Raw genomic sequence first — 21689 nt, 5'->3', positions numbered from 1 at the left:
GAAAACAGCAGGGGTCATTTTCCGGGAAAATATCGGTTTCTGATCGGCACGGATGACGCCTCTGCCGCCTGCCCTATGCCTTCTTGCGCCGTCCCAGAAGCCGAACGACTGACCGCTGCACCGCAAGCCGCTCACCCACATCCAGGCTACGATACAGTTTCAGAAGATCGACCTCGTCGATCGTCAGTTCCACTGTCGCGTCCTGAGACGCCATTCCGTTGAGAAACACCTCGACGGGAACACCGAACAGTTCCGAGAGCCGGGGCAGATATTCCCGCACCCGCCCGTCCCGGTCCGTTTCCCAGTGCGCGATCGCGCTGCGCGAGAGACCTACCGCCTGCGCCAGTTCCGCCTGCGTCATCCCGGAATACTGGCGCAGCGCCCGGATACGCTGCCCCAGTGTTTCATGACTTCCGAGCCGGCTTTCGAGCGCTGATGGCGCTTTCGTCATGGTTTACATATCCTGCAAAATCCGTCAGCGACAGACACGGGAGTGCCAAAACGCTGTTCGTCCCGCAAGCCTGTAACGCTATTCGTAAGATGTCGTTTCCGGACAGGAGCAAACAAGATTCCGGTCCCCGTATGCGTTATCGATACGCCCGACCGGCGGCCAGTATTTCACATCAGGCGCGACACCCGGCGGGAAGCAGCCTTCAGCGCGTGAGTAGGTCCGTTCCCATACCGCTGCCGCCAGATCCCGCGCGGTATGCGGCGCATGCCGCAGCGCGGAGGCTTCCGCTGTTACCTTTCCATCCTCGATCTGCTGAATTTCTGTCCGGATCGCCAGCATCGCATCGCAGAACCGGTCCAGTTCCCGCTTTCCTTCGGATTCGGTCGGCTCGATCATGAACGTCCCCGCGACCGGGAAGCTGACTGTTGGTGCATGGAAGCCGAAATCCACCAGACGTTTGGCGATATCATCCACCGTCACGCCGGTCGCATCCTTTATCGGTCGCAGATCGACGATGCACTCATGCGCCACCCGTCCTTTTCCGCCGCGATAGAGGATCGGATAGGCTCCCTCCAGACGGGATACAATGTAATTGGAGTTGAGGATCGCCATGGTGGTCGCCCGCACCAGGCCCTCATCCCCCATCAGACGGATATAGGCCCAGGAAATCGGCAGAATTGATGCCGAACCGAAGGCGGCGGCAGATACGGCGGCCACGCCGCCCTGTTCAGGACGACCGGGCAGGAACGGCGCCAGATGCGACCGGACCCCGATCGGTCCCATGCCAGGTCCGCCGCCGCCATGCGGAATGCAGAAGGTTTTATGCAGATTGAAATGGCTGACATCGGCGCCATATTTGCCGGGCCGCGCAATGCCTACCTGCGCGTTCATATTCGCGCCGTCCAGATAGACCTGGCCGCCCGCTTCATGAACCAGCGCGCAGATCTCGCGCACCGACTCCTCAAACACGCCATGTGTTGAGGGATAGGTGATCATGATCGCCGCCAGCGTGTTCGCATGCGCTGCGATCTTCACTTTCAGATCGTCCATGTCCACGTTGCCGCTCGCGTCACAGCGCACGACGACGACTTTCATTCCTGCCATCTGCGCCGAGGCCGGATTGGTTCCGTGTGCCGAAGCGGGGATCAGGCAGACATCCCGCTGTTCCTGTCCGTGCGCCCGATGATAGCCGCGAATGGCCAGGAGCCCGGCATATTCGCCCTGCGCTCCCGAATTCGGCTGCAGCGACACGGCGTCATAGCCGCTGATCGCGCACAGCCAGGATTCCAGATCCCGGAACAGTTCGGCATAGCCTTCCGTCTGATCCGCCGGAGCAAACGGATGCAGATCACAGAATCCCGGCCAGGTGATCGGCACCATCTCGACCGTCGCGTTCAGTTTCATCGTGCAGGAGCCGAGCGGGATCATCGAGCGGTCCAGCGCCAGATCCTTATCCGCCAGTCGCCGCAGGTAGCGCAGCATGTCCGTCTCCGAACGGTGCGTGCTGAACACGTCCTGTTTCAGGAACGCACCCTCACGGCGCAGCCCGGCCGGCACGGCATCCGCCAGACCGGCACGGCCCTTCACCAGCGCCGCCAGCTCTTCGGATGAACAGGCCGGATCGAAACACCGCCACACAGCTTCGACCACGGCCGGCGTGGTTGTCTCATCGAGGCTGATCCCGATCAGCCCGTCGCCGGCATGACGGAAATTCATTCCCGCCGCGATAGCCCGCGCATGAACATGCGCGGCTACGTCAGCGGAAACTTTTACTGTCACCGTATCGAACACGCAGTCCGAGGCCACCGTCACACCCAGTTTCCGCAGTCCGGCCGCCAGTGCCGCTGTCAGCCCGGCCACGCGTGCGGCAATCGCCGTCAGCCCTTCCGGACCGTGATACACGGCATACATGCTGGCGATCACAGCCAGCAGAACCTGCGCCGTGCAGATATTCGATGTCGCTTTCTCGCGCCGGATATGCTGTTCGCGTGTCTGCAGCGCCAGCCGGTACGCCAGCTGGCCATCGCTGTCGACGGACACACCAACCAGACGCCCCGGCATGCTGCGCTTCCAGGCATCCCGGACGGCCATATAAGCGGCGTGCGGGCCGCCAAAACCCATCGGCACGCCGAAACGCTGCATGGAACCGATGGCGATATCCGCACCCAGCGCTCCCGGTGATGTCAGCACCACCAGCGCCAGCGGATCGGCTGCCATGACCGCGATGGCGCCGGCCGCATGCAGGGCTTCAATCGTGGATCGCGGATCGCGGATTTCTCCGGAACTGCCCGGATAAGAGAACAGTGCGCCGAACACGGACGCGGCATCGAGATCCTTCGACGGATCACCGGTGACAATCTCAATTCCGACCGGCTCGGCCCGTGTCCGCAGGACCGCGAGTGTCTGAGGATGTGTGTCCGCATCGACAAAAAACACGTCCGACCGGCTCTTCGATACCCGCTTCGCCAGCGCCATCGCCTCAGCCGCCGCGGTCGCTTCATCCAGCAGGGATGCGTTGGCGATATCCAGCCCGGTCAGTTCCGTCACCAGAGTCTGAAAATTCAGCAGCGCTTCGAGGCGTCCCTGGCTGATCTCCGGCTGGTAGGGCGTATAGGCGGTGTACCACGCGGGGTTTTCCAGAATGTTCCGCTGGATCACGCCCGGCAGAATCGTGCCGTAATATCCCTGCCCGATCAGCGACGTCATGACGCGGTTCCGGTCCGCCATGGCCTTCAGCCGGTTCAGCACCTCAACTTCGGACCAGCCCGGACCGATCCCGACGGGCGTTTTCGAACGGATCGAAGGCGGCACCGTCTGATCCAGCAGTTCCGCCTCGCTCTCCAGGCCAAGGGCGTCCAGCATCGCCACGATTTCCGCCTCACGCGGGCCGATATGGCGGGAAGCAAAAGCCTGGGCAGGAGTCTGCAGGCCGGACCAGTGTGTCTGCGCAGTCACGATCTTTCCCCGTAGAGACAAAGAAGTTTCAGAGCCGAAGAGGCGGGCATTACCAGGCGGGTATGCGGAGATGCCTGCGGATCAGGAGATCAGCGCGTGATACGCCGCGTCATCCATCAGATCGGAAAGCTGTGCCGTATTCGTCAGCTTCAGCTTCAGCATCCAGCCTTCGCCTTCCGGATCGTTGCTGATCAGTTCAGGATTACCTGCGAGATTCGGGTTGCCTTCCGTCACCACGCCATCCACCGGGGCGTAAACATCGGAGGCGGCTTTTACTGACTCAACAACAGCGATCGAGTCTCCTGCCTTCACTTCTGAAGCCGATGTGTTCAGTTCGAAGAACACGATCTCACCCAGCTCTTCCGCTGCATGCTTCGTGATCCCGACGACCGCCACATCGCCGTCGACGCGCAGCCACTCATGCTCTTTTGTGAAATAAAGCGTCATCGTTTTCTTCCCGTTCCGGACCTGCCCGGCAGGTCATTCACCCTGAAAAACAGTACAGCCCTGCATCGTGACCGGATGAGGTCCGTTTCCTTCGCTCAGCGTTTAAAACGCGCCGGCACAAACGGCATCGCCGCCACTGTCACCGGCACACGCTTTCCGCGCAGTTCTGCAAAAATCTTCGTGCCTTCCGGCGCATACGCCGTTTCGACATAGCCCATCGCTACCGGTGCTTTCGCCTGCGGACCAAACGCGCCTGACGTGACAACCCCGATCTGCGCCCCGCCTTCCGCCTGCGCGAAGAGTGGCGCTCCGTGGCGAACGGGTGCCCGGCCTTCCGGGAGAAGACCGACACGGCGACGGGAAGCCCCGTTCTCAAACTGCGCCAGCACAACGGCACTTCCGGGGAATCCGCCTTCCCGTGCACCGCCTTTGCGCCGCGCTTTCTGCACGGCCCATTCCAGCGCGCCCTCAACCGGCGTGGTCGTATCGTCAAGGTCTGAGCCATACAGGCACATTCCGCCCTCAAGACGCAGGCTGTCCCGCGCTCCGAGGCCGACCGGCATCACTTCCGGCTGGTCCACAAGCGCCCGTGCCACGCGCTCTGCCTCCGCCGACGGGATGCTGATTTCAAATCCGTCCTCACCGGTATAGCCGGAGCGGGATACAAAGACCGGCACACCATCGAACGTGCCCTGCCGTGCATCCATGAATTTCATAGAGGCCACATCCGGCATGAACCGCGCGAGGACCGTCTCTGCTTCTGGTCCCTGCAACGCCAGCAACGCCCGGTTCGTCAGCGGTTCCACGATACAGTCCGGCTGCAGCCCGGCTTCCATCAGCGCAATATCCTGCGCTTTGCAGGCTGCATTCACGACGACCAGAAACCAGTCCCCCATATTGGCGATCATCAGATCGTCCAGAATACCGCCCCGGTCGTTCGTAAAGAACGCGTAGCGCTGCCGGCCCGGTTTCAGACCGGCCACGTCCACGGGCACCAGCCGCTCCAGCGCCAGAGCCGCCCGGTGCATATCTCCGTCCACTGACCGCACCCGGACCTGTCCCATATGCGACACATCGAACAGACCAGCGTGCTCGCGGGTGTGCAGATGCTCGGCCATGATGCCGGCGGGATACTGCAACGGCATCGCGTAGCCCGCGAACGGCACTATCCGGGCACCGAGTTCTTCATGGAGAGAAAAAAGTGGGGTATGGAGAAGATCGTCGCTCATGACAGCGCTCCGGCAGGAAAAATCAGCGAACAGACAGACATCGGCACACTCCCCGACCTGGCCGTCGCCAGAATCAGTTTCGTGCCCCTTCTGTCCGTTTGCCTGAGATCGCTATCCCGTCGGCGGACGCCTGATGCGCCACTCTCCAGAAACCAGTGTCACAGGGTCCGTTAGCCTGAGAGATTCCGGGGCGGTTGCTCCTTCGGCGCCGGCTTTCTCAGCCGGACTCTCCCTCTGCGACGCTCTGATCTTGCATTCCGTCATTCCGCTGTCAAACGAATCTTTCGCGGATTCCGGCTCTGTCCCGGCGGGAGCGACAGGCTCAGGGACCCTGTGTTCCGCCTGGCAGACAGGGACCGAGAGGGACGTCTGTTTGCCCAGGGTCAGAACCGGAGGCTGATGACGGACAGTTCCGTCACTTTTTCGTCGGAAGATGCTTCGCGATATAGGGCGGCAGGCAGAACGACCCGACATGGATCTCCGGCGTCCAGTATTGCGTCGCCCCGAGGATACCCGTCTGCTCTGCCCGCGCGCGAACCGCTGCGACAACCTGCACCGTCGGATCGCCGCCTTTGCAGGCAATGCCGAGTGTCATGAAGCCGCCGACATAAGTCGGCACCGCCGCGACATAGGCGGACACATGCGGGAAGAATTTCGCCCGCCGCAGACTCGTCTCGCGCAGCTCATCGGCCTGCATGAACGGCACGCCGCACTGATTCACAATCAGGCCATCCGGTCCGAGGATGCGCGCGCAATGCTGATAGAAGGAGTCCGTGAACAGCACCTCACCAACACCGATCGGGTCCGTGCTGTCGACAATGATCACATCGAACGAACCGTCAGGCGCGTTTGCAACATATTCGATTCCGTCACCAACAATGACATCAGCCCGCGGATCGTTCCAGGCGTCGCCGGCAATACCGGGGAGATGCTTTTTTGACAGTTCGATGACGTCGCCATCGATTTCCACCATCACGGCGCGCTCAACGCTCTTATGTTCCAGCACACGGCGCAGGACGCCGCCGTCACCTGCGCCGATGATAAGAACGTTTTTCGGCGCGGCATGCGTAAACAGCGGAACGTGCGTCAGCATCTCCTGATAGACGAACTCATCCGCTTCCGTGATCTGTACCACGCCATCCAGCATAAGCACGCGGCCATGTGAATCGCTTTCAAAAACAATGATGTCCTGAAAGGGGCTTTTTACATGCGCAAGCTCTTTGCGAACGCGGAACCGCTGTCCCCAGCTGTCATACAGCCCTTCGTTCAGCCAGGTATCAGACATGATGTATCTCTCCGGAAAACAATGACGCAGCATCATCCCGACAGGAAGTGACAGAGCGCATCATGACGGGAAGTGCTTTTCCGGTCATGTGAAGATATCAGGAAAACAGTACGGCCGGGTGAAGTAATCACCCGGCCGGATACAGTTCGCGCGCTTTCAGAATATTCTGCTCAGAGCGACACTTTTCCGCGACGCTGCTCATCGACCAGGATACGTCCAGCCTGGAACAGGCGCTGCATCACCGGAATCGACAGATTCGGGTCGCAGGCACCGCACATAAAGATGTCCACAGCTGCGAAGGACCGCTCTGGCCATGTGTGAATCGAGATATGGCTCTCAGCGAGAACCACAACGCCCGACACACCACCATTCGGGGTAAAATGATGGAAATGGCTGTGAAGAATCGTAGCGCCGGCAGCAATTGCCGCTTCGCAGAGCGTCGCATCGATTTTCTCAGGATCATCCAGATTGGATGCCTCCCACAGATCGATGAGCAGATGCGTGCCAGCGAATTTTTCGCCGTCCCGTTCGACAAAGTAATCTTTCCGTTCGTCCTCACAGTAAGACGCAACGGGAGAAATCTGGTTATTGCTCGGGAGTTCCGAGACCATCCCCAGTTGAGCAAGTGCGTTCATGACGTACCCCCAAACCAGCAGACGGCCTGTTGGGCGAAAACGCCCCCTTGGGCCAGGAGAGCGCTTGATAGGGCCTCATACCCGGCTGTGCAAGAGTTTTCTTACCCCGGTCGCGTACTGCGCCCGATTTCATCTGCTCTGCCTCAATATCTTCATAAAATCCGGCTCTTTTCATGCCTTTCTGACTTCTGGCAGATGAGCGGATTATCGGATCGGGGCCATAATGCAGCTCTGAAAACGGTAATTTACACTCTGGTTACTGCATCCGGCGACACAAGGATGGCTGCCATCCGGAGTACTGCACACTCACCCTCCGTTGAGACGTTTCCTGATGTCCTCCTCAGGAGACGTGACGAGAAGCTCAAAAATTCTCTGCCGTTCCGGCGACAGATGACGTCGCCCGATCCAGTCACGCAGCCGGTCCAGCGTTTCCCAGTCACTGGCCCGCGCCGCGTCGGTGGCCAGACGGACCGTCAGATCCTGCTGCGTGTCGTTCAGACTGCCTTGCTCAGGAATATCCTTTGTCGCCATCCGCCCGACCACGAGCACTGCATCGGGCCATTTTTTCTGCTCTTCAAGAATACGACCACGCAGATCGAGCGACGGATCCGTTTCATCCTGCGCAAGCATCTGCAACGCCTGATCTCTGTTTCCCTCCCGGACCATCAGGCTCGCAGCGATTACCCGGCGACGTGACGCCACATCTCCTCCAACCCCGGTATCCGCCGTTTCGTCGAGCGCTCTGCGTGCCTGACCCAGCCGCTGCGCCTCTATATCGACCTGAGCAAGTTCACCACCCCAAGTCGCTCTGCGGGCATTATCGTCCGCCAGCGGCAGGGCACGCTCGAATGCCAGAGCGGCGCGACCAGGCAGTCCGAGTCCCCGCAGTTTCTCACCAAGGCCGCCAAGAATGCGTCCCTTTACAGGGCTGTCCGGAATCTGATCGATATGGCTCTCGATCAGCGCGACCGCGTCGATAACATCCGCCGGATGAGAGCCTGAGCTATCCGGCGTCTCCGCCAGATGCAGAAGAATATCCTGGACCTGTGGCATCATTGCCTCACGCCCTTCCGGGAAGACCCGCATTTCCTCATCCGCCGCCGAAAGTGCCTTTTCCCATTCTCCCGCCTTCATCCAGGAAGAGACGAGCGCACGCCGGACATTCTCTTCTCTTCCGGCCAGACGGGAGGCAGGAAGCAGACGTTCGTACGCCTGCGCCGCTTCGACCGGAGAAATCTGCCCGGCCGCCTGTCGCAATACAACCGACTGCTCGCCGCCAGCTTCGGCTATGACCGGATCTTTCTGTTTCGCCATCGCCTGAAAGGCTGTAAGAGCCTTCGCCTGATCACCGGCCCTGAGTTGCATGAATGCCCGCACTGCCGCAAAAGCCGGCGCATCCGGCACAGGCGACAGGACAGACAGATCCTGATCTGACCCGTATTGCGCAATGAAAGTAGCCGCTTCCGGTTGCAGCCTGTTCCGCAGTGTTGCGGGATAATCTGTCAGCCGGGAGTAACCCTGCGCCAGAAGAGCCGCTGCGCCTGCGGGGTCCTTGCCGGCCCGCTCCATATAAAGGCCGCGCCAGAGCGCCCCGTCCGCTCCGGTATCGGCGCTTTCAAGCGCTGACGCCCCCGCTGTGTTGCCTGCAAGAAGTTCAGATGCAGCTTGCAGAAATGCGACATTCGGAAGCATTGCGAGTTCGGGATTATCCTGAATCGCCGTTGCAAGAATGGCCCTCGCATTATGCGCGTCACCCAGCGCAAAGGCGGATCGTGCCGCGGCGAGACGTGCATCTGTCCGGCTGTCAGGCGGCAACATGGCAGCCTGCGTCCAGTGCCGGCGATAATCCTCGCGCAGGGTTTCCGGAGGAAGTGATCTCAGGCCCAGCCAGGACCAGTCAACTCTGTCATCCGTGGCCTGCCCGGAGGCGGCGCTGGCAAGCGGAACTGCTCCTTCGCCGACTACGTCGAGAAATGGTCCGCCATCCCCGTCGCGGAGTTCGATCTGATCGGATTCCACCGCGAAAACCAGTCCCTGCACAGACGGCCAGAGTTCATAGCCTACATGCCGTCGCGGCAGGCGCGGACCTGGAAATCCAACTGACGACGTTGCAACGAGGAGGCGCGCGCCCGAGGACGGATCCGTAAACGGCACAATCCGACCCGGCCGGGACATCGGATAAAGAATGCCGCCATCTTTCTCCTGCGATGTGATGCGGGCCCGGACTTTCCCGACATCGTCCGGCGACAATGCCAGTATCCACCCTCCAGGCTGCTTGCTGAGCGTCAGTTCATGCCGGTTTTCGAAATGAAAGGTAACGGCAGTCATGTCGCCCATGGTCCGCACCGCTACAGACGCAAATGGTCCCGTATCCCGAAGCGCACTCGCATCCATGTGCGTTACATGATCGGATAAAATGATCATGTCATTTCGTGACCAGAACGCAGCAATTCCGGCATCGTCACCTGTTGGAAGAAAGATTTTGCTGACCTGAGCCGTCACCGGCGTACTGACATGCCCTTCATTCGCGGTCGCCTGCGTTGCGGAAGGAGGTGGCGTCTCTGTATTTCCACCGGACGACGCTCCTTTCGACTGAGGCGTGGAAGAAGACGCATTCCGTAATGGCGGTTTGCCCGGCTGCCCTTCCGCGTCGCCGTCAGCCTGCACGCCGATGCGCTCCTGCTGCCAGCCGGATGGCAGCGCGCCAGAGCCCTGCGTGACATTCTGTTCATCTGCCGTAATGCCAGAGTCCGTCGCAGATCCGGGGTGAACTTTCGCCGCTGCTGTTTTCCTTTTCGCAGTCCGGAAATGCTGACGGGAATGGTGCGGAGTGGCGGGAGCGGAAACGACTGCAGGCACATTTTCAGCTGCAGGCGGAATACCAGTACCGACATCAGTAACCTGACCAAAAGCACTGGCGAAAAAAAAGGGTAAACCGCCAAGACCTGTCGCGACACACACTGTCAAAGGAAGTCTCGTCCGCACACCCAGTCCTTAATTCTGCCTCCCGCACAGATGCAGTGCGGCGGTTCTGAAAATAATATCTTACGAAAAGTGAATAAATTTAACCGTTTGTGCCTGCCCGCACCACCCCTCCTTTCCGGGGAACTCCAGCCAGAAGCTGCGTCGCCATCATTGCACGCTCAGGCGTCATGCCCGCCAGAATCGCTGATGCCTTGCGCGGATTCATTTTCGTCATGACCGGCACCACAACCTGGAAATCCAGTACATTGAAAATAGAAGCTGCATCCCGGGGCGCCATGGACTCGTATATTTTTACCAGACGATCGATATCCGCGTCGCTGAGCTGCTTCTGCTGCCTTGAGGCCGCCATGATATTCGACTGTTCCTGCGAATATTTCTGCAACCGTCCATCCAGAACGGCTTGTGATGCCTCAATCGTCCGCTTCATGTCTTCCAGTCTGCGGGACTCCTGATCGAGTTCATGCGTCCGTCCTGCCAGATCCGCCAGAATCGCCTGTCGTGCCGCGTCGGCCCTGTGATCGACATCCAGTTCAGGTTTACTGACCTGCCCCACACATGTCGTCCCGTCAGCACATGGATTCGCCCCCTTATCTGCAGTCGCCTTCTTGTCAGGCATTTTAGCATTACTCTGACCAGACTGAGCAGGCTGTGAAGTGCTATCGTGTCCGGCACTTCCGCCCTTACCGGTCGCGGGGCCTGTTTCTGGTGCCTGCACTGCAGCCCCTTCCGGCGTATTCGCAAGCAGGAGAGAACTCGTCAGCAGATACGCCTTAAGACAGAACACACCGCCCATTAGACATGCGGACAGCTGAAAAATGCGTGGAAACGAAATTTTCCGCATCATATCATCCCATCCGTAATGCCCGGATCAGGTCCTGTTCCGCCGCCGTGCGTTGCCGGGAGCGCTGTTCATAAGGCCGAAGAGAAGGAATGGATTCCTGCGTACCGGGCGACTGGACGCCGGTGAACTTTGGGCTGGCCGGTTTTTCTGAACTGACTGGCAGCATCGCAGCATCTGCGTTACCGCTCCAGGAAGGAGTTATGCCCTCGAATGGCGGCACGGTCTCGTGATCAGCCGGCATCTGAACACTCTCTGCAGACCCCGTTCTTGCTTTCGGCATCTGCCGGTTGCTCTGACGAACCAGCCCATCCAGCCGTCCTGCAATCGAATCCGCCCGTTCGGACAGCGCCTCAAGTTCGCTGTGCAGCATGCGGGACTGATCGATCATCCGTCCGAGCGCGCGACCGCTGACATCTCCCGCCGTCTGCAGTTTCTCCACTCCGTCTTCAGCCCGGCGCCCGCTCTCATCCAGTTTCGCCACCAGATCAGCCAGTTCGCGTCGGTCACGACGCAGGACAGCCAGCGCACGACCAAGATAAATACTATAAAAAATTCCTGCGATAAGGAGAATACAGAGAATAAATTCCATACAATATTCAAACGTCGTCATGAAATATCTCCACCCTACGAGTACAATCCCTCAGGCGTCCCAATAAGCTGACGCACAGCCATCAGGTCTTCCTCGATCCGGATGGCCATATTTTCTTTCTTTCGCCCGACCTTGCCGGTAAACATTTCAATCTGTCCGCAGCGCAGGCTGACAGGCTGCTCAAGCTGGTGTTCGAGAACGATGACCGAGCCTGGCTTCAGATCCACAATCTCGGAAAGCTTCATTGTCTGTTCTCCGAGAACAGCTTCCAGCTGCACGTCGGTGTCGCGCAGCTTCTCAGCAAGATGCGTCTCCCAGATCGAATCCCTGCCAAATTTCTCGCCCATGAACTGCTGCAGGAGCAGATCCCTCACGGGTTCAAGCGTCGCGTACGGGAGCAGAACATCAATGTTGCCGCCCCGATCATCCATTTCGACACGCATCCGGGCCAGAAATACCGCATTCGAGGCGCGGCAGATCGCAGCAAACCGGGAGCTGATCTCCAGGCGCTCAAATCTGAAATTCACTGCGCAGATGGGATCAAAACCGATACTCAGATCGGCCAGAACCAGACGCACCATCTTTTCAATCAGGGACCGTTCAATTGTGGTGTGCAGCCGGCCTTCGACATTCAGAGGGCGCGGATTACGCGCGCCACCGAGAAGGACATCGACCATTGAGTAGGTCAGAGCCGAGTCAACGACCATCAGCCCGTAATTTTCCCATTCTTCGGCTTTAAAGACCGCAAAAATACAGGACGCCGGTGCTGAATTGAGATAATCACCAAACCGCATCGAACTGATGCCGTCTATCGACACGTCAACATTATCGTTCGTAAAATTACGAAGAGTTGTCGAGACAATTCGCATCAGGCGGTCAAACACCACCTCCAGCATGGGCAGGCGCTCATACGTTACCAGCCCCGAGCCGATAATCCTTTCAAGCCCGCTCGTACTCTCCTCAAGATCGCCGGACATAAACGCGTTGCCGAGAATACTGTCGATCTCAGCCTGATCGAGGACATGCTCGTCCTCTGTCGTATCCATATCGCCCGCAACTGGGCCTGGACTGCGCCCGTCAAAATCCGCATTCTCCAGATCACGAAGGGACGCCGTTGGTCCTGGCCGCGGAATAGCGCCATTCAGACTGCCCTGAGCCTCACTCATTGGATCAGGAACTCCGTGAACAGGAGATCCCTCACCTCAATCGGGGCGAGCTGAACTGCAATCCGGTCCAGCATTGCCTCCCGCAACCTGTAAATACCGTTACCACTCAGATCGGTCTGCGTACTTTCATGAAGATAGGTCTGAAAAATATTCTGGATTTCAGGAATCTGTGCCTGAACCTGAGACGGCTGGGCACCGGCGACCTGAAGCCTGGCGGTAATTTTTACAAACACGGGGCGACCGGAAGAGCTGTCAAGATTTGAAATAACAGTCGGGATGTCAACGAGGAACGGCTCCTGCTGCACCTGTTCCGTCTTCGGCTTCACAACCTTTGGTTTATGCTGCTTATAGAACCAGCCGCCGCCGCCAAGCGCCAGCACGCCAATGACAGCGCCCACGAGAGGCACGAGCTTTTTTTTCTTCCCGGCAGACGGCGCAGGCGCGCCGTCCGATTCAGCTTCTTCCGCCATCCACACTCCGAACTGCGCAGCATCATTCACCGGACCACAAACCGGGAATCGGTATTCAGGCTCCAGAACCGGCACGTTTCCGCGTAAATTTGCGGAAAAATCACCTCTGCAGCATCTTCAGGATGTTAAAATAGGCAGGTTAATAATCAGATAAATCGGAGAGCAAAATCCTGACAGGAAACGGTTGTGTCAGGATACGCCCGGTATCATCGGAAGAAATGCAGACGTTGTGGCTTACGACGAAAAAGCAGGAAGGCTGGAGAGTAACGACTGTGTGTGAGTGCCTGCCATAGCCAGACCGGCTCGTCACTCAGCCCCATTCCACGTAGTGGAACATCAGCAAACAGAGGAACAGCAGGTATTGCAGGTAAGTGGCAATGTGACTGATACGATTGCCATTCCCATCCGGACATCTGTTTCTGCAAAGACAGATGAAGATAACGTCGCGGATAACTCATTATATAATAATTAAGATTCTGACTTTTCAAAGAAGATCGTCGGGGGAATATACGTTAAAATAAGATGCATTACTGGTTAAATCTGAACTGAAGATCACGGCTCTATATGGGCTGCACAGAAACAATGGCCTTCGACAAAATAATCACCCCGGAGACCGCAACGGAAGTGACGATTCCATCGAATTATCTGAAGTAACATTTGCGCAACCTGTTCAGGTATGTTCCGGAGCATCAATGTGCCATGCCATCAGCATCTTATCTGGCAACATCACCACCAGCTTCGATGTTCCGGCCATTGATCGCGTTCAGTACGCCGGATGGCGAAAACAAAAACTATTCGACGCGACAACTCCGATCTGAACGTCGCCTGGATAGCAAGCCGCGTGGCTACACGACTGATATTCGTTCCTGATTAATAACCACCGCAGTAATCTCGCCTGATCTGTCTGTAGAAAACCATAGAAACGGCAGTCATGCAATTTATCAGACAGAACCGCACAACCATTATTCGTGCGGATTTCCTGATTAACTTTAACTTATGATAAGAATATCGATGAAATCAGCTCGTTACACTGAAACATCAGGATGCACAGGGTAAGTTTACATCATTCAGAATCCGGACAAATCAATTATCATTTCGCCGGTAGCCGGCTTCCGGGACTGATATCTATATTCTCCGGATTTCTACAAAAAAGAATGACTCATCGTTTGAACAGGGCGGATCAGCCGGAGCAGATGCCTGCCGTCTGGCAGAGATTGCATATGACTGCTGCCCGTTCCGCTTTCCCTGGCGGGCAAAGTCGCCAGGAAGCTTATACGCGTGAACCCTACCAGCAGATCATGAACATGTTTTCGGATGCTCGCCAGCCTGCGAGCCAGGCGCTTTTTTCATCTCCAATGAGAAACGAAGCAGAGGATTGTTTATGTCCCTCGTTACATGCGGTCCACCCCGCGTCCCACAGGCGACCAAGCCTGTAATCTTCCGGCCTGTCCATGCTTCCGGATGTTCTGAATATTTTCTGAAGCAGAATAATGATTTTATTCATGTGCATTTACTCTGAAACCGAAATACAGAGAAGATAATTTTCTTTCTGTAATGGTGAAGTGTCTTCCGTAAAAACTATAACTTCTTATTTATTGATAATAAGTTAACATTGCCGATCTAATTCATGAAAATTAATCCGTTAATACTCACGGCCACTGTCTGATAAGCGGATGTTCCATGGACAGCATCGTCACATGTCTGTCGTCGGCCATCCGGCGCTATATTCCGCCACGTTCACGGCCCCTTCCGTTCGTGATGACAGGCTGCGCGCAGATGATGCGCTCTTGCCTGGCGACGGGATAAAATAACCGGGGAGGGATGTGCCTGCGTATTACGATCCAGGCTACGGCTTCTGCGAGGTGTCAGGAGAGAAAGCGCCGAAGAACGTCGTATAAGACGTCCATTGAAGCTTATGAGCCTTACGGAAACCCTTAAGTCAGACATAAGCAGCCAGAAACACATGCTGGACATCTGCGGCATGTGAGTCAGACCCTGCGATTGTTACAGCGGAGACCGAAGAAACAGTCGCCCAACGTCCCGTCCTGGGTCAGCTACGCAATACATCAGATTGCAGCCTTCATCGGATATGAGACACCAAAGGAAACTGACGATTCCATTCGGTCACAAACCACTCATATTTTCACGATAACAGAACGACCACAGTGATCGGAAGAAAATGAAATTCCAGTCTGGCTTTAATAAGCTCACCGTAACGGTGAGTATCTGCCGTATCATGGATTTTTTTGGTGAGCCGGGAGGGACTCGAACCCTCGACCATTCGATTAAAAGTCGAATGCTCTACCAGCTGAGCTACCGGCTCACTGCGAGCCATCGGGTAAAGGTGACGGCCGATCCTGTCAACCGTCACCATTGCAAAAATTAATCAGGCTTCAGCGGAAGCCGGGCGCATTTTCACGATCCGGTCCGGGTCCTGCACCATTCCGCCGCTGCCGGAGCCGCGCTTGATTTTGTCAACGAGATCCATGCCTTCGATGACTTCACCGGCAATGGTGTACTGACCATCAAGGTGTGGCGACGGTTCGAACATGATGAAGAACTGGCTGTTCGCGCTGTCCGGATTCATCGTCCGCGCCATGCCAATTGTGCCACGCTCGAACTTCGCAGCACGCGTGAATTCCGCCTTCAGATCCGGAAGCTTGCTGCCGCCCGTGCCTGTTCCCGTAGGATCGCCGCCCTGCGCCATGAAGCCGGAGATCACCCGGTGGAACGGCGTATTGTCGTAGAACCCTTCTGCAGCCAGCGTCCGCAGACGCTCAGCCGCCAGAGGCGCCAGGTCCGGACGCAGGCGAATCACCACGCGTCCCGACGCCAGATCCATATTCAGCAGATCGTTTTTGTCAGTATCAGCCATGTCGTTATCCAATCACTTCATGCAATCCGGTACCCGGACTCGCATCAGGAGAACGGCACCGGCCATTCCACCCGTCACCGGCGCGGAGACCGCGCAGGACAGAACGGGCAGGCCCGGAAAGGAGGCTTACGTCACCACAGACCGAATTACAAAGTCAGAAAGATCAGCGGGCAAACCGCGCCACGACGCGCCGGCATGCTCCGTCCGGTGCGAACTCACTGATATTCCCGCCATAGGCCGCAATCTCACGCACCATATGCGAGGAGATAAACTGCGTCCGTTCGGTCGCCATCAGAAAGACGGTCTCAATCTCAGGGGCGAGCTTGCGGTTCGCACCCTGCATCTGCGCTTCATAGTCGAAATCCACCAGAAGCCGCAGTCCGCGGAAAATCAGGGTCGCTTTCTGCCGGCGCACCGCTTCCACCAGCAGTTCATCAAATGCGACCACCTCGATCTCGGCGCCCGTACGGGCGACAAGGCCCGGAACTTCATCCCGAAGCGCCGCCACCCGTTCATCGACGGAAAGAAGCGGGTTTTTCCCCGCATTCTTCGCCACCCCGATCACCAGCCGGTCCACCAGCCGCGCCGCCCGTTCGATAATGTCCATATGACCAAAGGTCACCGGATCGAACGTCCCCGGGTAAAACCCGACACGGCGTGCTGCTTCAGGCATCGTCACTCCCACCGTCTTCTCCGGTATTCTCCGCCGGGGCAGAATCGTCCTCATCGGCCGAATCATCCTCCAGCACCGGGAAGACACTGGTCACCGACTCTTTCCCGTCCAGACGCAGCAGCGTCACGCCGCTCGCCTGGCGGGACATGACTCGCACCTGATCGACAGGAACGCGAATCAAACGTCCGGCATCCGTCACCAGCATCACATCCGTTCCCGCCAGCACAGGCAGCGTCGCCACGACCGCCGAACCCTTTTTGCTGGCCGAGAAATTCATGTTCGTAATACCCTGACCGCCACGGCCCGACACACGGTAATCATAGGCGGAAGACCGGCGTCCGTAGCCTGCATCACTTACCGTCAGCAGAATCTCTTCTGCCGCTTCGAGTTCCTCAAACCGCTCCTGAGTCAGATCCGAGCCTTCCGGCAGAACGATCTCTTCCGCTTCGGAGCTTTCTTCCGTGCCTTCCTCAGCCGCGTTCCCGGCCCGGCGTTTCGCGTTTGCCGCGCGGAGATACAGCGCCCGTTCCTCAACTGTCGCATCGACGTGATTCAGGACGCACAGGCTGATGACCTCATCGCCCTCCGCAAGGCGAATACCGCGCACGCCGGACGAATCACGGCCGGCAAACACACGCAGAATTTCGTCCGTAATCTGGAAGCGGATGCAGCGCGCACCCCGCGTCGCGAGGAATACGTCCTGCCCCTCGCGGCAGGTCGCCACGCCGATCAGACTGTCCTTTTCGTCCAGCTTCATCGCGATCAGGCCGGACGACCGGATATTGCGGAAGTCGCTCAGACGATTCCGGCGGACGCCGCCGCTGGCCGTCGCAAAGACGAGGTGCAGTGCTTCCCATAGATCCTCATCCTGCGGCAGCGGCAGAACCGCCGTGATCGAATCACTGCCCAGATCCGGCAGCAGATTGACCAGAGCGCGCCCCTTCGCCGTCGGACTTGCCTCCGGCAGACGCCAGACCTTCTCGCGGTAAGCCTTGCCGCCGGACGAGAAGAACAGCACCCACTGATGCGTATGCGCGTTGAACGACCGGACGACGATATCGTCTCCGCGCCGTCCTGCCGCCGTACGTCCGCGGCCGCCGCGATTCTGCGCCCGGAAGACCTCCAGCGGGGTCCGCTTGATGAAGCCGTCACGTGTGATGGTCACCACCATCAGCCCCGGTTCGATCAGGCTCTCATCGTCCTGATCCCCGGCGTAATCGGCGATTTCCGTCATGCGCGGCGTCGCGATCTCGGCCCGCGCCGCCAGCAGTTCCTCGCACATCACTTCCAGACGTCTCGGGCGACTGCGGATGATTTCCAGCAGTTCATTGATCTTCGCCGCGACCTCGGACAACTCGCTCTGGATCTTCTCCCGCTCCAGACCGGTCAGACGCTGCAGACGCAGCTCCAGAATGCCACGCGCCTGCGCTTCTGTCAGACGCACCTTGCCATCCACGACGACATTGCCCTCGTCATGGATCAGCGCCAGCAGCGGTTCGACCTCAGCGGCATCCCACTGCGCCGCCATCAGCGATTCACGCGCCGTCGCCGCATCCGGCGCGGCACGGATCAGTGCGATCACCGCGTCGATATTGGCGACCGCGATCACCAGACCGACCAGGATGTGTCCGCGATCCCGCGCCTTCGACAGATCGAAGCGCGCCCGCCGCATGATCACTTCCTCGCGGAAAGCGACAAACGCCGAGAGAACCTCCATCAGGCCCATCAGCTTCGGCTGGCCGCCATTCAGCGCCAGCATGTTCACGCCGAAGGAGGTCTGAAGCTGCGTGAAGCGGTAGAGCTGGTTCAGCACCACCTCCGGAGTCGCCTCACGTTTCAGCTCGATCACGACCCGCATACCGGAACGATCGGACTCGTCGCGGATGTCCGAGATGCCCTCGATATGCCGGTCGCTGTTCTTGTCCCGAACCAGTTCGGCGATCTTCTCCTGAAGCGTCGCCTTGTTTACCTGATACGGAATTTCGGTGATGATGATCGCCTTGCGATCCTTGCGGATCTCCTCGATCTCGGCCCGCGCCCGGATGATCACCGAACCGCGTCCGGTGGCGAACGCGTTGCGTATCCCTGTCCGGCCCAGAATGATGCCGCCTGTCGGGAAATCCGGTCCCGGCATGATCGTCATCAGCTCTTCAAGGGTGATGTCCGGGTTGCGGATCATCGCCAGCGCGGCGTCGATCACCTCACCCGGATTGTGCGTCGGGATATTGGTCGCCATGCCGACGGCGATGCCTGTCGCGCCATTGACCAGCAGGTTCGGGAATGCCGCCGGGAGAACCTGCGGCTCTTCCTCGCTCTCGTCGTAGTTTGGCTGAAAATCGACCGTATCGCGATCAATGTCATCCAGCAGAAAAGAGGATGCCTTCGCCAGACGGGCCTCGGTGTAACGCATCGCCGCCGGGCTGTCCCCGTCGACCGATCCGAAGTTTCCCTGTCCGTCGATTAGCTTAACCCGCATCGACCAGCTCTGGGCCATGCGGACCATGGCGTCATAAATCGAGGAATCACCGTGCGGGTGATATTTACCCATCACATCACCGACCGCGCGGGCCGATTTGCGATAGGGTTTGTCCGACGTAAACCCGCTCTCACGCATTGCATACAGAATACGGCGATGCACCGGTTTCAGCCCGTCGCGCACATCCGGCAGCGCGCGGGCGACGATGACGGACATCGCATAGGCAAGGTAGGAGGACCGCATTTCCTCCTCGATCGCTACCGGAACGAGGTCAGAAGGCGGGGCGGGCAGATCGGGATTCTCGGTCAAGGCTTTTCCGTCATGTCATGGCCGCGCAGCCCGGAGCGGGACCGCGGGGCACAGCCAGTGCTAAGGCCTGAACTTCTAGCACACGCGCCGCCCTCCGGTAAGCCGGGAGGCCGGAAAGGCCGCCCCTGCCCTCTGAGCAGCATCATTCTGACCATAAACCTCGTCGTAAATTTTCGACGACCGGTCGGCTCAGGATCGGAGAGCCGCTGAAACGAAGCGAGGGCGAGGGTGCGCCAGACTCATGCCGACCGACTTACCAACGCTTGCTACGATGCTGAATCGCAAGCCGGACTGAAACTCGTTGTCGTTGAAATCAAAGGTCTCGCCTTCGATTCCTCACTCGCATGCGAATAGCGTGTGATTGCCCTTATGAGACGTCAACTGAGAGCGACAGATCGGTCGTCAGCGCCGCTCCGCTATCGGGAATCCTCCGGTCTGAAGCGGTCTTCCTGAGCAACGGGTGTTCGCTGAAACATATTTTGCAAGAAAACCGGTCGGCGTGCCGCTCTTCATCCCCATTTCGTTTAAGCGAGTCGGGATCAGCAGGGCTCCCTGCCCTTATCTGGTTCGGAACAAACCCTGACAGGTCACGAGTGGCCTGTCAGGGTTTGTGAAGCAGGCAGACACTGTTGCTTACCGGTCAGACAATCGGCTCCCGGACTTCCGTGAATCCGCTTCTCTTCAGGAGCACCAGGGCCACAAGATAGACCACAAGCCCCGCGCCGGAGAGAAGTGCGCCACCCATTCCCAGCGATCCATATCCGTACTGGTGTGCCAGCAGAACGCTTCCCAATGAAGCCCCAAGAGCATTGGCGATATTGAATGCCGAATGATTGAGTGATGCTGCCAGTGTCTGCGCATCGCCCGCGAAATCCATCAGCCGTGTCTGCAGCGCAGGTCCAAGTCCGTTCACAAAGGCCGGAATCAGGAAAACATCCAGTGTCAGACCGGCATAACTGTGCATAACCATCGGAAAAGCCACCATCGCCACAGCGCTTCCGGCGAGAGCAAGGATTGCCGCAACATCGAGATTGCGGTCCACCAGCCATGCGCCCCCATTCGCACCGGCAAGCATACCCAGCCCCCAGATCATCATGCATATCATGACCTGCCACTCTGAAACCTGCGTCACGTTCACAAGGACGCTGGTGAGATAAGTATAAATCGCGAACATACCACCAAAGCCGATTGCCGCGGTCAGCAGCGTCAGCAGAATCTGCGCGTTCCCGAGCGCCGTCACCTCCCTGAGCGGCGAGATGGAGCGATTTGGCTGATCAGCCGGTATATAGCGCCATACCCCAAGAAAGGTCACGAAACCGAAGACGGCAATAATCAGGTAAGCAATACGCCAGCCGAAATGATCAGCGGCAAATGTTGAAAAGGGCGCGCCGATCAGAGTGGAAATTGCAATTCCGGAAAGGACTCGTCCCACAGCCCAGCCACGCCGGGACCGTTCCACCATCGACGCAGCGACAAGGGCCGAAATTCCGAAAAGCGCCCCGTGCGGCAGCCCGGTAATGAAACGCGCCACCTCAACCAGTCCCGGCGTCGGCATGACAATGCTCAGGATATTTCCAAAGCAAAACAGCAACAGAAGAGTCAGCAGAAGCTCGCGGCGCGACAGTCGTGCCCCCAGAATGGTAATGAGCGGGGCTCCGATCACGACCCCGAGCGCATAGGCCGTAATGGCATAGCCCGCATCCGCCGCTGAAAGCCCGAGCGAAGAAGCAAATTCAGGCAGCATTCCCATAATGGCAAATTCGCCTGTTCCGACAACGAATGTACCGAATGTCAGGACCAGAAGAGCGGCCGTTCTTCCCTGATGGAGGGGAACGCCGCCCTCAGGCAGCACAGTTTCTGTCGTCATAAAGAAAACATCCGCAAAAGATGAAGTCAGACCGCAAGAGCGCGCGCGGCGGCCCGGCCAATGGCAATGTCACCGTCCACACTGGCGCCGGAGACTCCGACGGCGCCAAGGACCGTTCCGTCATCCGATTTCAGAACAATGCCGCCACCAAAACTCGTCAGGCCGCCATTGGTGTTCTCAAGCGTGTAAGCCTCGCCTCCGGGGCACCCCACCGCTCCGAAATCAGCACTATCCATCTGGAAGAGTACCGACGTCCTCGCTTTCCGCGCACTGACGTCGATCGCGCCGAGCAGGGCGCCATCCATCCGGATTGAGGCCACAGGCCAGGCGGCGGCATCCACAATAGATATGCATACATTCACGCCCAGCCTCTCCGCTTCAGCCCGGGCGGCTACCAGCATGGAAGTGGCAGTCGATAACTTCATGATACCTGCGT

General features: G+C 58.4%; 17 protein-coding genes, 1 tRNA gene and 1 riboswitch. Of the genes, 1 reads left to right on the top strand and 17 read right to left on the bottom strand.

The genetic code is table 11. The features are described 5' to 3' along the window. Positions 1-73: 73 nt before the first annotated feature. The 11 genes from GOB93_RS01795 to GOB93_RS01745 form a co-directional block, all read right to left on the bottom strand. Positions 74-451, bottom strand: a complete 378-nt coding sequence (locus GOB93_RS01795) for a helix-turn-helix transcriptional regulator (protein ID WP_173581814.1) — start codon at positions 449-451, stop codon at positions 74-76. A gap of 78 nt (positions 452-529) precedes the next feature. Then, positions 530-3406, bottom strand: coding sequence for an aminomethyl-transferring glycine dehydrogenase (gene gcvP, locus GOB93_RS01790; protein ID WP_338422269.1), 2877 nt, complete (start codon positions 3404-3406; stop codon positions 530-532). A gap of 81 nt (positions 3407-3487) precedes the next feature. Continuing rightward, positions 3488-3853, bottom strand: a complete 366-nt coding sequence (gcvH, locus tag GOB93_RS01785; RefSeq protein ID WP_173581812.1) for a glycine cleavage system protein GcvH — start codon at positions 3851-3853, stop codon at positions 3488-3490. A gap of 95 nt (positions 3854-3948) precedes the next feature. Continuing rightward, positions 3949-5082 carry a glycine cleavage system aminomethyltransferase GcvT gene (gene gcvT, locus GOB93_RS01780; protein ID WP_173581811.1) on the bottom strand — a complete coding sequence of 378 codons (1134 nt, stop codon included), beginning with the start codon at positions 5080-5082 and terminating at the stop codon, positions 3949-3951. Between the two features lie 153 nt (positions 5083-5235). Further along, positions 5236-5327, bottom strand: a riboswitch (glycine riboswitch). A gap of 170 nt (positions 5328-5497) precedes the next feature. Further along, positions 5498-6367 carry a polyamine aminopropyltransferase gene (gene speE, locus GOB93_RS01775; RefSeq protein WP_173581810.1) on the bottom strand — a complete coding sequence of 290 codons (870 nt, stop codon included), beginning with the start codon at positions 6365-6367 and terminating at the stop codon, positions 5498-5500. 170 nt (positions 6368-6537) lie between these two features. Continuing rightward, positions 6538-7002, bottom strand: a complete 465-nt coding sequence (speD, locus tag GOB93_RS01770; RefSeq protein WP_173581809.1) for an adenosylmethionine decarboxylase — start codon at positions 7000-7002, stop codon at positions 6538-6540. 306 nt (positions 7003-7308) lie between these two features. Beyond that, on the bottom strand, positions 7309-9861 hold the full coding sequence (locus GOB93_RS01765; RefSeq protein ID WP_338422268.1) for a tetratricopeptide repeat protein: 2553 nt from the start codon (positions 9859-9861) through the stop codon (positions 7309-7311). A gap of 205 nt (positions 9862-10066) precedes the next feature. Then, positions 10067-10603 carry a MotE family protein gene (locus GOB93_RS01760; RefSeq protein ID WP_242010475.1) on the bottom strand — a complete coding sequence of 179 codons (537 nt, stop codon included), beginning with the start codon at positions 10601-10603 and terminating at the stop codon, positions 10067-10069. A gap of 229 nt (positions 10604-10832) precedes the next feature. Next, positions 10833-11438: a DUF6468 domain-containing protein gene (locus GOB93_RS01755; RefSeq protein WP_173581808.1), complete on the bottom strand. Its 606-nt coding sequence runs from the start codon at positions 11436-11438 to the stop codon at positions 10833-10835. A 14-nt stretch (positions 11439-11452) separates the two neighbouring features. Beyond that, positions 11453-12583 carry a flagellar motor switch protein FliM gene (gene fliM, locus GOB93_RS01750; RefSeq protein WP_173581807.1) on the bottom strand — a complete coding sequence of 377 codons (1131 nt, stop codon included), beginning with the start codon at positions 12581-12583 and terminating at the stop codon, positions 11453-11455. After that, on the bottom strand, positions 12580-13053 hold the full coding sequence (locus GOB93_RS01745; protein ID WP_173581806.1) for a flagellar basal body-associated FliL family protein: 474 nt from the start codon (positions 13051-13053) through the stop codon (positions 12580-12582). The genes fliM and GOB93_RS01745 overlap by 4 nt, the downstream gene beginning before the upstream one ends. Before the next feature lie 699 nt (positions 13054-13752). Here GOB93_RS01745 and GOB93_RS01740 point away from each other — a divergent pair. Then, positions 13753-13923: a hypothetical protein gene (locus tag GOB93_RS01740; RefSeq protein WP_173581805.1), complete on the top strand. Its 171-nt coding sequence runs from the start codon at positions 13753-13755 to the stop codon at positions 13921-13923. Positions 13924-15300: 1377 nt separating this feature from the next. On the opposite strand, the gene GOB93_RS01735 is transcribed toward GOB93_RS01740, so the two are convergent. The 6 genes from GOB93_RS01735 to GOB93_RS01710 form a co-directional block, all read right to left on the bottom strand. Then, positions 15301-15376 (bottom strand) — tRNA-Lys (locus GOB93_RS01735). Between the two features lie 63 nt (positions 15377-15439). Continuing rightward, positions 15440-15928, bottom strand: a complete 489-nt coding sequence (locus GOB93_RS01730; RefSeq protein WP_173581804.1) for a peptidylprolyl isomerase — start codon at positions 15926-15928, stop codon at positions 15440-15442. A 163-nt stretch (positions 15929-16091) separates the two neighbouring features. Next, entirely contained in the window at positions 16092-16601 is a 510-nt protein-coding gene (gene coaD, locus GOB93_RS01725; protein ID WP_173581803.1) for a pantetheine-phosphate adenylyltransferase, read from the bottom strand. Next, entirely contained in the window at positions 16594-19386 is a 2793-nt protein-coding gene (gene gyrA / locus GOB93_RS01720) for a DNA gyrase subunit A (RefSeq protein WP_173581802.1), read from the bottom strand. The genes coaD and gyrA overlap by 8 nt, the downstream gene beginning before the upstream one ends. Before the next feature lie 640 nt (positions 19387-20026). Then, positions 20027-21253, bottom strand: coding sequence for an MFS transporter (locus tag GOB93_RS01715; RefSeq protein WP_173581801.1), 1227 nt, complete (start codon positions 21251-21253; stop codon positions 20027-20029). Between the two features lie 26 nt (positions 21254-21279). Then, positions 21280-21678: a GlcG/HbpS family heme-binding protein gene (locus GOB93_RS01710; RefSeq protein WP_173581800.1), complete on the bottom strand. Its 399-nt coding sequence runs from the start codon at positions 21676-21678 to the stop codon at positions 21280-21282. Positions 21679-21689 lie beyond the last annotated feature (11 nt).

The organism is Acetobacter musti (genome assembly GCF_011516835.1).
Taxonomy (GTDB): domain Bacteria; phylum Pseudomonadota; class Alphaproteobacteria; order Acetobacterales; family Acetobacteraceae; genus Acetobacter; species Acetobacter musti.
Note: the sequence above shows the minus strand (reverse complement) of the source record. Positions and strands in the feature narration are given on the sequence as shown.